This window comes from Limibacillus halophilus (assembly GCF_014191775.1).
Taxonomy (GTDB): Bacteria; Pseudomonadota; Alphaproteobacteria; order Kiloniellales; family CECT-8803; genus Limibacillus; species Limibacillus halophilus.
Genome location: NZ_JACHXA010000009.1, coordinates 1 through 12,644 on the forward strand (window position 1 = coordinate 1; position 12,644 = coordinate 12,644).

A 12,644-nucleotide genomic window follows, 5' to 3' on the forward strand; every position below is an offset into this window, starting at 1 on the left:
GTTCGAGAAGAAAGGGCGCGTTCTGAGTTGAAGAGGTTGTAGACGGAGGCATGAACGGCGGCGAATTGCTGCAAACTTCGCATCTGCCTGAAGCGCAGCATAGCTTGCTCCCGTCGTCGGAATCGCAGATGCGAATTCTCAGCGCGATTGCTCAGCCAGCGGCTACATTCCTGTCTGTAGGCATTGCCAATGATCTTCACGATCATCTCGTCCAGGTGCCATCGCCAGAGGCTTGACCGCATGCTCTGGATCCGTCGCTTACGGATCTCGGCTGCGAACATTGGACCGAACCGCTGCCACCAAAAGCGCACGGTCTCGTGGCTGATATTGATGCCGCGCTCGCGCAGAAGATCCTCTACCTTCTGAAGTGAGAGAGGAAACCGAATGCACATCATGACCCGCCAGGCGAATGATCTCGGGGCTGGTCTTGAAGTATCGGAATGGGCTGCGTTTGCTCATGATTTGGCGCTAGAACGTCGCCTTGGGCGCCGCGGTGCTTATTGCTCTGACATCTTCGCGCGTGTGAAAAAAAGTAAAAAAGACCCCAATAGGCCATGAAAGCTGGTACTCCAGTGGGACGAAACGCTTCTTGATTTAGGTTGGTTGTAGAAAATATGTTTAAAAATGCCGCGCTATACTCATTATTAGCTGCTTTGATTTGCGCCTCCCTGGTGTATGTCACGACCAGCGCGATAACCGAAGAGCGATCTTTGGATCGGCAGCGCCAACTCACCAATCAGTTATCGGCGACGCGCGCCAGGATCGAGTTAAGCCTCTTCAACAAGCTCAGCCTGCCGATAGCCCTTGCCAGTTTCGTAAAATCAAACCGCGATTTCACTGAAGCGGAGTTTGAGCGCTTCGCCACCGCTCTAGAGGAGCGTGTCCCAGGCGTTTTGAGCTTGCAGCTGGCGCCTGATGCTGTGGTTACGTACATCACCAACAAGGAACAGAACGCAAAGGCTATCGGACATGATCTGGTTGCCGACCCAAATCGTGTAAAAGAAGTATTGGATTCCATTAGCCGGAACGAGTTCATCGTCGCCGGACCGTTAACGTTGATTCAGGGCGGCAGCGCCATTATCGCCCGGTTGCCAATCTTCCTTGAGGGTGTGACATCACGTACGGGCATAGAGAATTTTTGGGGGTTTGCCACTGTTCTCGTCTCGGCCGATGCTGTTCTAGGCCCGGACCTGCTTGGACGTTTCGAGACAGAGAAATCCGATCCGTTTCGCATCTCTGTTCGCGGCAAGCATGGGCGAGGCGAAAGCGGTGATATGGTGTTTGGCACCGAGGAGGATTGGGATCGCCGCGACGGTTCGCTGGAAATTCTACTGCCGAACGGTTCTTGGGTGATTGGGGGCACATTCCTCGCCCACCCTTCGAACTGGCTCTTACTGATTTTGGCGCCAATGGTTACTGGTGTTGCGGTGTTTATCGGCTTCTACATGACCTTGTCCGCGCAGGAGCGGTTAATTCAAGCCACCAAGGACAACGCGAAACTACAGGCGGAAATGCTGGATCGTGAGAAATCCTTGGCGCTGTCAATGATTTCAAGCGGGGTGGCCCATGAGTTCAATAATCTGTTAATGGCTATCTCCAGCACTGTGGATGTCATCAAGCTGGATGATACCTTGAGCGAGCAAACCCTCGAAGATGTATCGTTGCTAAAAGGCGAGACCAAGCGAGGTCAAAGGCTAACACAGCAGTTGCTGGCCTATAGCCGCGAGATGGAACTCAGCCCGCAAACGGTGAAGCTGAGCCAGCTCATAGCACAAACCCTCATAATGGCGCGCCCAATGGTCGGTGCGAGCATTACGATAGAATTGAAAAGCGATGACGTTTCCGATGACGAAGTCAGGCTTGACGTAGCAGAGTTTAAAGGGGCGCTTCTAAACCTCGTCCGTAATGCTCAGGACGCGATGCCAACGGGTGGTACGATAGCCTTCTCCGTCGCGGGCGCGACTAGGCGCACGACTTCAGGTGATGAGAAGAACGAGAATTGGGTCGAGCTGCTAGTGGTCGATACCGGTGTTGGGATGTCTCAGGAGGTCCTTTCAAACGTTCTCGTGCCTTTCTACACAACAAAAGAGGTAGGAAAGGGTACGGGCCTTGGGCTGCCTATGGTAGCGGGGGTGGTTGAAGCATCGAAGGGTGAGTTGTCGATCAGCAGTATCGAGGGAAAGGGAACAACGATCCGGATTCTATTGCCCGCTGCAACCGCCACCCTGTCATAATCTCCGGGCGCTATGTCAGAGGTGCAATGAACGGGAGCGATTTGAGCCGTTCAAGTGGCACACTGAAGAAGGCTTGTGGTCCGGTGCCCGTGCCGGACGAGGCACAAGAGCAAGCGCAGCCTTAGTTTGAGACGGGTAAATATATGCTCGCGCGCGTGCCTCTGCCGGACTTGCTTTCGATTGTGATAGCACCGTTGTTTGCCTCGGCAATTCGCGACACGATCCCCAAGCCAAGCCCTGCGCCTCTTCCCGCAGCTTTCGTTGTGTAGAAGCTCTCGCGGCAATGTGCCAGCACTTCGGGCGTCATTCCCGTTCCGTTGTCCGACACCGATAGTACAAAATAGTTCGCCTCGGTAAGACCAAGGGATTTCGCGGCGGTCCGACGAAGGGATATCGAGCTGCCTGCCAAAGTGATGTTGCCGTTGTTTGTAGCATCTTCGGCATTGCTGATGAGATAGCTTACTGCCGTTGTCAAACCACTAACATCGACCCGCAACCTCAGGTCACTCCCGGTTGGCTTCGCGTCAAAGGAGTTGCGCTTGATAATAGTCTCCGCGGCGGCGGTGCACGCCTCGAAGAGTTCCTTTGCCGGCAAAGACCGAACATCCGTCGGAGCGTGCCCGATAAATCGCAACAGGCGTTGCGTCAAATCTACTCCGCGCCGTGATTCTTCATGGATCGCTTCGAGATCCTGGAGTGCCTGCTCCCGGTTCCCATCGAGGGTCTCAAGACGAGCCATTTCGACGGTCGAGCGAATTGCCATCAGCAGATTATTGAATTCGTGCGCGGTACCGCTGGACATACTGATTATGGCGTTTTGCTGGCTTTCTATTTTCTTGCGGGCTTGCTCTCTCGCACGCGATGAACTGATTACGAAGACAATCAGCGTGGCGATGGCGCCGAACAGTACGAAACCCAGACCGAGAATGTACTGAAACTTCCTTTTTAGGCCCGAATACAGGGACGTCATTACCTGGCTTTCGAGGAACAAACCGCCAAGCGCCACATTCCGTACCTTCAAGCCCCAGGGCTCCAATTGCGCCCTGAGAGGTTGGAGTTCGGCTATTTTGGGATTTTTTGAGATCGCGACCCGCTCGTTTGAGAGCAGCAGCGCTTCCAAGCCTGAAACAAGGTCGTTGCCGCTCTCGATCTGGCCAATCATCGCAGCGGGTTGGCCCTCATTGAAAATATCAATCCGGCTCCAGAATATGGCGTATCGCTGATAAAGCATACTGCCGGCGCCGCCTTCCACAAGGCGCCCCTTTTCGATCTGACGGATCGTCGAATCGATGGCGCCGACAAGGCGATATAGTTCGATTTCGAGCTGGAACAGGTGGTAGTCGATCCGCTCGTGAGGCGCTTGATTCAACGATCTTTGCGCGCTTGTGATTCCCACACTGATCCAGGCGCCCAGCGAGATGCAAACCACAATGATGATCGCGACTAACGTGTATGTCACTTTTGGCAGTGGCAATGCGGATAGGAGCGCTTGCTTCGTCAAGGAATGACTCTTTCTTTCTAGGTAGACACGAGCCGGCGGATCGGTTGTTTTTTTAGCTCAGGCGTTGCATACAAGCCTGGGTGCGACGCTAAAACCTCGGCACCTGAACGCCATCTTAAAAACAATTAATAAGCTGCTTAGCAGGTAACCTGTCGGTCTTATGTGGCGATGCGACGCACTATGTCGACATCCTCACCACCTCCAATTTTACCTAGATGAAAGGCGCCAGTTTGATGAGTAGTTTTCCTATAGCAGTCCTGCAGCGCCGCCGGGCCTCGAAATCGCCGGCGTTGGCTTTTGCCTTTCTACCCCTTATCGCGTTCCTCGCTGTTGCAGCGTTCACGGTCTCAGCTTCGGCGGAGCAGGTTCTCCTGGAAATTTCGACTGATGAGTCCGGCGACAACCTACGCCGTTACGATAGAGCCGATCTTGCCGCGTTAGAACAGCAGACCATCCGAACGTCGACTGCTTGGACCGATGGTGTGAAGGTGTTCAAAGGGCCCCTCGTCCGTGACCTGCTGACCGCCGAAGAAGAGCAGGCTTTTGAAACTGTTGAGGCGGTTGCAGCCAACGACTATCGGGTTTCTATCCCGATGTCGGATTTTGTTTCCTATGACGTGATTCTTGCTACCGAAATGGACGGCCAAGAATTAACGCTTCGCGACAAAGGGCCTTTGTGGATCGTCTACCCAAGAGACGATTACACTGATTTGAATCAATCCGCTGTCGATGCCCGTTGGGTCTGGCAGCTTGTCCGGCTTGAAATGAACTAGACGCGCTTCATCTGAAGCGAATGGACGGCGTCCGGCTTGGCCCCCCACCATGGCCGGACGCCGTACCGACGCTAGCCTCTTCCAAAAGCGCTCCTGCAAAAGTCAGATGCACCAAATGCCATCTCAGGCTTGCTGGCACCCCGGCCTAGTATTGCGGCTACGCGCCGTCGCGCGGAGTAACTGCAACCCGGGAGCCATGTCTGGCCTATTCGTTGGTCAGAAAAACATATCCCTCGCCGCGCACCGTTCGTACACGCTCGTTGTTGGGATCGAGGATCTTCAACGCCTTGCGAATCCGGTGAATATAAACGTCCAGGGATCGATCATCCGGGTCCAGAATTCTCCCGCGTGCGAACTCATAGAGATGTTCACGACTAACGACTTTGTTGGGGCTGGACATCAGGTAATGCAAAAGTTTGACTTCCCAGTCTGTTAGATCAATGACCGCCCCGTTCTTGCGCGATAACTTTCCTGCAGTTCGATCCAAAGTAATGTCGTCGACCACGATTTCACCGGTCCGCCATTCGCCGGTTGAACCGCTGCGTGAGATGTTTCGACGCAAACGGGCGGCCAATTCCTCCAGATCGAATGGCTTCAGGATGTAGTCGTCGGCACCGGCATCAAGCCCTTTAATCCGGTCTTCTAGATCCGCCCGACCGGTTATCAGCAGGATCGGCTTGTCAGTGAGCTCCCGAAGTACTTGGGTGAGGGCGACACCGTTGCCGTCGGGTAGGTTGATATCCAAAATGAAGGCATCAGGCAGTTCGTCCGAGATTGAGGCGCGGAGCTTGGCTACTTTGTCAAAAGTCGACACCAAATAGCCTTCGCGTTCAAGGTAGCGTTTGACCGACCGAGCGATCTGCTCTTCATCTTCCAGCACCCAAATATACTTCTGCATCCCTGTTTCCTGTCCATCTTGTGATGATCTTGCCAACCTACTTCCCATTATCGATTTTTGCTCATTAGAGCAAACTTCGGCAGATTTGACCCCAGAAAATCCGAGATCGGCCGTGTTGGGAACTGCAATCATCCTATGGTCTTCCATTTTTCTCATGTCTTTGCTTCCGTCGGGTCGACCTTTGCCTGCAAAGGCTTAAACGGTGCTGAACCGTGTGTTTCCACCAGTATTTCCAGGCTTGAAAGTTCGAATGGCTTATCGATCCAAGCGGTGAACGGATCGTCGTAGGCGCAACCATTCCCCAGGTTGTCCGGGCGAGCGCCGGTCATACATATGATAGCCGGCCGGTTGGCGGCGAGATGTTGCTCATGAATGTTCTGCGTCAGGTCTGCGCCCGACATCTGCGGCAGGTCGTAATCTACGAGGATTACGTCAAACGTATCCCGCTGCAGAGTTTGAATCGCAATTGAGGGGGTCTCCGCTTCGGCAACGCGGTACCCGGCACGGGTCAGCCACAGATTGACCGATCGGCGGGTAAGTGGATTGTCGTCGACAATCAACACCGCCGCTTTTTGGTTCGTTTTCACAAAGTGCTCATTTCCAAACATTCTTTGGCCTCTCCAGCTGCGACCCTATGATTCATTTGTCCAGAAGATCGTAAAAAATAGAAAACAAGTAACCTGATTAAGTGTTTTTAATATTCAGATGTTTTTTAATAATAAATCTATAATTCCGCAGGTCTTAGAAAATTATCTACGCGGAGCGATAGAAATAGAGTGGCTAATATTTAAAACAGTTAAAAATTTTCTTCTTATTCCAATGAATGGTCCTTTCTGCGAGCCAAATGGCTGTCGTATCAGAGGAGTAAGAAAATGAATGCAAACTACAAATTCGCAGTTGTCGGAGCCGTTGGGTTTCTGGCTGCTGTAGGTAACGCCGAGGCCGCAGGCGAATTGCGCGGCAACATGGATGTCCTTTTGGACATCGGCACGGGTTGTGCCGTCAACGTCGACACTTCCGGCGGCGAAAACCAGTGGGGCACGGTCGATTTCGGGTCGCAAGCGAGCCTCAGCAATATCATTGATGCGGAATCTTCGGGGACCACATCGGCGAACCAGCTGGAGATGACGTGTAACACGGGTCTTCCCTACGCGATTGGGATCGACTTGGGCCAGAACCAGTCCGGGGCCAACACGCGCCGCATGTCGGGCGTGGTTTCTGGAGAGTTCGTTGCCTACGAGCTTTATCAGGATGCAGCGCATACACAGGTTTGGGGCCAAATTGGCACCGCCGGTGAGCTGCAGTCCACCGGCACAGGCGCAGCGCAAGAGTACGTAGTTCATGGACGTATTCCAAGCGGCCAGACCACGCCGTCAGCGGGATCTTACAAAGATACGGTCCGCGTGACCGTCCGCTGGTAAGCGAAACCGCTCCTATCGAGATCTCGGGTTCGTCACTGGGCGGCCCGAGATTCTCTCCCTTGAGACAAAAATCCCAAACGATGGCTTGAAGTCAAAGCCAGTACGGAGGTTAGGCATGCCGCATGCATTGCACAAAATTCGAAACCTGGCAGTGAAGGTCGCTGGCCTGGGCTTCGGCTGTGTGCTGGCGATGTCAACAGGCTCTCCGGTTGGTCCGGCCTGGGCGCAAACGGCGATGTCGGCGATCGACCTAAAGGCGGAAGTGGTGTCGAGCTGCGCGGTTGCCGGCCCCATCCTTACCGATGGTCAGATTGATTTCGGCCAACTGCACTTCGGCGATCAAAGCGATCTTTCAAACTCGGTAACCACCCAAGGTGGTGGGCAGGACGGTGTGATCACGGTTACCTGTTCGCAGGGACAGGCCTACACGATCCTAATGGACGGCGGGAATAACGCCAATGCGGGGCGCCGGAACATGGTCTTGGACGGCACCTCTGTTGCCTACGATCTCTACACGGATTCAGCGCACAGCAACCTATGGAACGATAGCACGGGAAAGCAGGCTATCGGTAGCGGTGCGCCTGACGATCACGTTGTTTTTGCAAAGACTTATCCGACAACCGCACTGGTTGCCCCTGGTCGTTACAGCGACCGGGTTGGCATCACGGTCAAATGGTGAACGCTATGAAGCAGAATTCAAGCACGGCTTTCAGCGCCCTCTTCTTTGTATCCGCGTTGCTTGCATCGGTCATGGTCTTGATTGGTCGGAGCTCCGCTCAGTCATTGACCGAAACCAAAGAGGTCGTATTCCGGATTCAAGTCGTAGAGGGCTGCGCGTTGGGTGTAGGTGCTACCGATCCCACAAGCCTTGGCCTGATCGACTTTGGACAAGTCAGCGATCTGTCCAATCCGATCGACGCGACCGGTGGGGCAGGAGCAGGTGGTGTTGTCGTCACCTGCACACCAGGCACGGCCTTCACGATGGCGATTGATGCCGGCCTCAATGGGCCGTCGACGGTAGACCGCAAGCTGTTGAACGCCGACATCGGGCAAACGCTTGACTACCAACTGTATTGGGATGCCGGCCGGACGACCGTCTGGGGTGACACACCCGGTCAAAGTGCCGTTGCCGATGGCTCTGAGCAGGTTTTCCCGGTCCATGCGCGCCTAGTGACCTCGGTCACATTGCCGGCGCCCGGAATCTACACCGACAGGGTCCTAGTGACCGTTACATTTTAAGGGGTACGCGATATGTTTGGAATGAATGGAAGTGTGAAGTTTCGGATCAGGATGTTCGTCATCATGGTCCTTACAATGATCACCTTTTGCTATGCCATCTCCCTTGGCAATGCAGCATCCGTGATGATTTCGCCCATCAGCCTGAACATTGGTTCAGAAAAGCCGGCCACGCTGCTGACGCTCAACAACCTTGGCGACAGTGACATTGCAATCCAAGTTCGCATAAAGCGTTGGGTTAGCGGTGGGTTCCAGGACACTCTGGTCGACCAAAGTGAGATCATTGCCAGCCCCCCCTATGTTGTGATCCCGGCCGGCGGTAGGCAGATCGTTCGCCTCGTCGACACCAATCGTGGTCAATCAAGCGATGGTGAGATGCCTTACCGGGTTTTGGTAGATGAGATTCCGCGAAGCGGGGTCGGCGAAGGTTCCGCAGGCAACGTATCCTTTCAAATGCGGTATTCGGTTCCTCTGTTTGTGGGTGGACCGGAGCTCAACGCCGCCGATCCCGAACAGCGTCAGGTTCTGGCAAACGACTTGAGTCGGAATCTGAAAACGACTGTGGTCACCTCAAGCGACGGTCAGCCAGCGTTGAAAGTGTTTAACGGTGGTTCCTATCACGCCCGGATAACAAAGCTCCGTGTTCGGGGTGTGGATGGTCGTGCCGTACCAGTTGCAGAGGGGCTCCTTGGCTACGTGTTGGCGGGTGAAGAAGTTCAGTTCCCTATGCCCTCGGCGATCTCTGCGCTCCGCCCCGGCGCCAGTCTCGTAGCGGAAGTCAATTCCGTCGAACTTCTCCTCATCAATTGATCTGACAACCCAGTTTTTCGGAGGCTTGTGTCTGATGCGTCATTTCTGCCAGGCGATAATCGCGCGGCTCCTCGTGGCTTCCATAACCACAGGAATGGCGTCGCTCAACCATGCACAGGCTTCTGAGGCACCTCAAGCCGCTGAAGCAGCCACGCTCCTTTACCTTGAGTTGGTGGTGAATGAAGTGTCGCTACGAGACCTCGTGGAAGTCAGACGGGACGGCGAAAGCTTGATCGTGACCCTGGGCGACCTGATGCAGGCTGGACTGCTTCTTGAAGGGTCTCCGGATTCCCAGGTAGACGCCAACTCCTTGCCGGGCGTAACGGCCTCCTACGATGTCGAAGGGCAGCGTTTGATGATCCAGGCGGACCCGGACCTTTTGCCAAGACAGACACTCAACAGCCGGAACCGCGTTCAACCGATGCGGGCCGAGCGCGATGCCGGTGGTGTTCTGAGCTATGATCTCTATATGACCGGAGGAACCGAACAGGCCTCCTCCGCAAGCCTTTGGAACGAGGTGCGCGGTTTCAACGACTTCGGTTCGATCTCAACTACGGGAGTGTTTCGTTTTTTCGAGGACTACAAGGGCGAACTGAATCAGGAGTATCTGCGGTACGACACTTACTGGGCCTTGGAAGACCAGGAAAGCATGCTGCAATTCCGGGCTGGTGACCTGGTGACGGGGTCGCAGGTCTGGTCACGGTCACTTCGCTTGGGTGGGTTCCAGATTTCCAAGGACTTCAGTCTGCAACCAAGCCTTATCACCTATCCTTTGCCCGACTTTTCCGGTCAGGCTGTTGTTCCCTCGTCGGTCGATGTCTTCATCAACAGCTCTCAGGTCTATTCCGGGGAGGTCGTTCCGGGACCTTTCGATATTCCATCCAACACGGTGATCAACGGTTTGGGTGACGCCGAAATCGTCGTGACAGACGCTCTCGGTCGTCAGGTCTCCAAAACCATTTCATTCTATGTGTCCAACGAGTTGCTGAGCGAGGGCCTCTTCGATTTCAGCGTCGAAGGTGGGTTTTTGCGTGAGGAGTATGGTCTGAGCTCCTTCACTTATGACACGACGCCTGTTGGTAGCGCGACAATGCGCTACGGGTTGACTGACTGGTTAACCGCCGAGGCACACGTCGAGGGTTCGGAGGATGTGCAGAACGCCGGTGTGGGAGGTGTCGTCAAGCTTGGCAATATGGGCATCATCAACACCTCAATTGCAGCCGGGCGCGGGGACGACCAAGGGCTGCAGCTCGGGTTGGGGTACCAGTTCTCCAGCCGGAACTTCTCAATCGGCGTGCAGCATATTGAGCGGAGCGCTGGTTACTTCGACCTTGGACGGCAGAGCGGGTCTCCCTTGGGTAAACGGTCGACGCAGGTAACGGGCTCGCTCAATTTAGGTAATTTTGGAACGTTTGGCGCGGGTTACTTCCGCGTCGAAGATAACGAGCGTGATCTCTCAGAGATCGTGAATGTTTCGTACAGCCCACGGCTTTGGGAAGGGGTCAACCTCTACGCCTCTGCAAATGCCGACTTGCATGATAGTGAAAGCATGAACGTGTCGGTCGGACTCTCAATTCCACTGGGATCGTACGGCAATAGCTCGGTACGGACCCGATACGCGCGTGACGGCGATTTGTCCTCCACTCTGGCGTACTCGAAATCCGCACCCATCACCGGTGGCCTGGGCGGTGGACTTGCCGGCACATGGGGCGATGAGAAATTCTTTCAAGGTAACCTGAACTGGAAGAGCCGCTTTATCGACACCTACGTAGGAGCCTATGGGGAGCCGTCCGAGCCCGTTGTTTGGGGTGAAGCCCGGGGTTCGCTGGTATTTATGGATGGCGCTGTATTCCCAACCAACCAGATCAGCGATTCCTTCGCTTTGGTTAGCACCAACGGCTATGAGGACGTGCCGGTCTTGTTGGAGAACCAGCTCGTCGGCACCACCGATGACAACGGCCATCTCTTGGTTCCCTGGGTCCAATCCTACAACCGTACAAATCTGTCGATCGACCCGGTTGACCTCCCTGCCGATGTTTCGGTCGAGGAGACTCGCAAGACCATTATGGCGGCCAGACGGAGCGGCGTTCGGACAGAGTTCAACGTGGCGCTTTCACAATCGGCTGTCGTCATCCTGCAGGATTCGACAGGCAAGCCGCTTGATGTCGGAACGGTCGTGAACATGGATGGTGGGGAAGCAAACCTTTACGTCGGCTGGGAGGGGCGCTTGTTCCTGGAACGGGTCGAAGAAGAAACCACACTCTTGGTGCGGCGCAACGACGCTGCCGACTGCAAAGTGGTCATTTCCTATAAGGCTGCGCCCGGAACCATTCCCACCCTTGGGCCTTTTAGTTGTAGCGAATGAGGGAACAGAGATGTCCATTTTTTACCCACGTCTTTTGAAACACCTCTTCCCCTCGCTTCTGATAGCCGTCCTTTGCGGTTTACCGATTGCAGGCTGGATGCTCAATGTCGCTCGTGCTCAGACCGAGGGGGGCGTGCTCGATCTAAATCCGCAGCAACTTCCCGGCCAAACAAGCAGTTTGCGGACGGTTGGCATGTTGGGAGTAGAATTCAAGATCACCCCAACCTGTATCGTCGAACGATTAGAGGAACTGGCATTACCTAAGTTCAGTGCCGAGGTTTCCAGCTATCGTAAGCGACATTCTTTCATCGACGGCTCTCTTTTCGTGGGCTGCACGGACCCCAATTCCTTCCATCTCGTACGCCCGCCTCGCACTGATTCCGGCCAGGGAGCCACCATATCATGGTAAGAAATCCAATCAGCAATCCAGGCCTTGGCGCGATAGTCGCCCTTGTGTTGCTTCTGTTTTCTGCTGGCGCGCGGGCTGAATGTTCTGTGTCCAGTTCGACCCAGGATATCGGCGCGATCCCCTCGGATCAGCTGCAGAACACACAGGTCGATTTTACGCTTTCGACCGGGTTTTCCTGCAACGTCCTGGCAAGTGTGGGCTCGGAGGATCGCATCGAGGCCACGCTTCTGGGATCGACAAACAATCTGGCATTGAACAACGGATCCGGTGGAAGCCTTCCATTCGCGCTGTTTCTCGATTCTGCGCGCAGCCAGCCTTTTAACGTGAACGACACCGTAGCGTTTGGCGGCTCAGAGCTTCTTAGTCTTTTCTCGGCAGCCGGTGGAGCGATTCCAATATATCTGACGACCGCGTTGGGGAACGTGCCCGCCGGCAGCTATAGCGACAGCCTGTCATTGCGTTGGGTGTGGGATGTTTGTGATCTGGGGGGGGCAGGTGATACCTGCGTCACGCGAAGCAGCGGTGACCAAGTTGTCAGCTTGACCATCACGCTGGTTGTATCGCCAGTCTGCGGGATAACCGCCGCCGAGCTTTATGATTTTGGCACGGCAACGCTCATGAGTGCAGTCGACCCCCTGAACGTGCCCATTTCAATCGATTGCACCTTGCAACAGAGCTACAAGCTATATCTTGACGGCGGCGACAATCAGTCCGGAGGCCGGCGGAGAATGGTCGGTGCCGGCGGCAGCGTGAAGTATAATATTTTTGCGCAAGATGGCGTCACACCGGTCGGCCCAAAGGCGAAGGATTCCCTCAGTGGCTTGGGCAGCGGATTCGTTCAGTCCTTCAATCTGCTGGCAAAAGTAGACGCGTCTCAAGGTTCCCTGGCGGCAGGCCTCTATGAAGACAGAGTGCGAATAGTGGTGGAATACTGACTATGTGGGCGGGGACGGTCGCTCTTGGTCGGATACTTTTTCCCAAAGATTAATGTGGGTGG

At 54.8% G+C, this 12,644-nt stretch carries 13 protein-coding genes; 9 read left to right on the forward strand and 4 right to left on the reverse strand.

The window, feature by feature from the left end:
- A partial coding sequence (locus FHR98_RS13890) for a DDE-type integrase/transposase/recombinase (protein ID WP_367575442.1) occupies positions 1–392 on the reverse strand: 392 nt, incomplete at its 3' end.
- A gap of 318 nt (positions 393–710) precedes the next feature.
- Here FHR98_RS13890 and FHR98_RS13895 point away from each other — a divergent pair.
- Positions 711–2,234: an ATP-binding protein gene (locus FHR98_RS13895; RefSeq protein ID WP_183417336.1), complete on the forward strand. Its 1,524-nt coding sequence runs from the start codon at positions 711–713 to the stop codon at positions 2,232–2,234.
- A gap of 121 nt (positions 2,235–2,355) precedes the next feature.
- Here the strand turns inward: FHR98_RS13895 and FHR98_RS13900 are convergent, their stop codons facing one another.
- Positions 2,356–3,735 carry a sensor histidine kinase gene (locus FHR98_RS13900; protein WP_183417337.1) on the reverse strand — a complete coding sequence of 460 codons (1,380 nt, stop codon included), beginning with the start codon at positions 3,733–3,735 and terminating at the stop codon, positions 2,356–2,358.
- A 233-nt stretch (positions 3,736–3,968) separates the two neighbouring features.
- On the opposite strand from FHR98_RS13900, the gene FHR98_RS13905 reads away from it, so the two are divergent.
- Positions 3,969–4,508, forward strand: a complete 540-nt coding sequence (locus tag FHR98_RS13905; RefSeq protein WP_183417338.1) for a putative pterin-binding protein — start codon at positions 3,969–3,971, stop codon at positions 4,506–4,508.
- A gap of 205 nt (positions 4,509–4,713) precedes the next feature.
- Here the strand turns inward: FHR98_RS13905 and FHR98_RS13910 are convergent, their stop codons facing one another.
- Both FHR98_RS13910 and FHR98_RS13915 read right to left on the reverse strand, forming a co-directional pair.
- Complete coding sequence (locus FHR98_RS13910; RefSeq protein ID WP_183417339.1) at positions 4,714–5,406, reverse strand: response regulator transcription factor; 693 nt, start codon at positions 5,404–5,406, stop codon at positions 4,714–4,716.
- A gap of 152 nt (positions 5,407–5,558) precedes the next feature.
- Positions 5,559–6,014 carry a response regulator gene (locus tag FHR98_RS13915; protein WP_183417340.1) on the reverse strand — a complete coding sequence of 152 codons (456 nt, stop codon included), beginning with the start codon at positions 6,012–6,014 and terminating at the stop codon, positions 5,559–5,561.
- Positions 6,015–6,278: 264 nt separating this feature from the next.
- Between FHR98_RS13915 and FHR98_RS13920 the strand changes: the two genes are divergently transcribed.
- The 7 genes from FHR98_RS13920 to FHR98_RS13950 all read left to right on the forward strand — a co-directional run bounded on the left by FHR98_RS13920 (position 6,279) and on the right by FHR98_RS13950 (position 12,582).
- Positions 6,279–6,827 (forward strand): Csu type fimbrial protein, encoded by a 549-nt coding sequence (locus tag FHR98_RS13920; RefSeq protein ID WP_183417341.1) that lies wholly within the window; start codon positions 6,279–6,281, stop codon positions 6,825–6,827.
- A 115-nt stretch (positions 6,828–6,942) separates the two neighbouring features.
- Entirely contained in the window at positions 6,943–7,506 is a 564-nt protein-coding gene (locus FHR98_RS13925; RefSeq protein ID WP_183417342.1) for a Csu type fimbrial protein, read from the forward strand.
- Positions 7,507–7,511: 5 nt separating this feature from the next.
- Positions 7,512–8,066, forward strand: a complete 555-nt coding sequence (locus tag FHR98_RS13930; protein WP_183417343.1) for a Csu type fimbrial protein — start codon at positions 7,512–7,514, stop codon at positions 8,064–8,066.
- A 12-nt stretch (positions 8,067–8,078) separates the two neighbouring features.
- Complete coding sequence (locus FHR98_RS13935) at positions 8,079–8,873, forward strand: fimbrial biogenesis chaperone (protein WP_183417344.1); 795 nt, start codon at positions 8,079–8,081, stop codon at positions 8,871–8,873.
- A 34-nt stretch (positions 8,874–8,907) separates the two neighbouring features.
- The gene (locus FHR98_RS13940) at positions 8,908–11,238 is read left to right on the forward strand and encodes a fimbria/pilus outer membrane usher protein (protein ID WP_183417345.1); all 2,331 of its coding nucleotides are present in this window, start codon (positions 8,908–8,910) and stop codon (positions 11,236–11,238) included.
- A 10-nt stretch (positions 11,239–11,248) separates the two neighbouring features.
- Entirely contained in the window at positions 11,249–11,647 is a 399-nt protein-coding gene (locus FHR98_RS13945) for a hypothetical protein (protein WP_183417346.1), read from the forward strand.
- A complete protein-coding gene (locus FHR98_RS13950) occupies positions 11,641–12,582 on the forward strand; it encodes a Csu type fimbrial protein (protein ID WP_183417347.1) in 942 nt (313 codons plus the stop codon). The genes FHR98_RS13945 and FHR98_RS13950 overlap by 7 nt, the downstream gene beginning before the upstream one ends.
- Positions 12,583–12,644 lie beyond the last annotated feature (62 nt).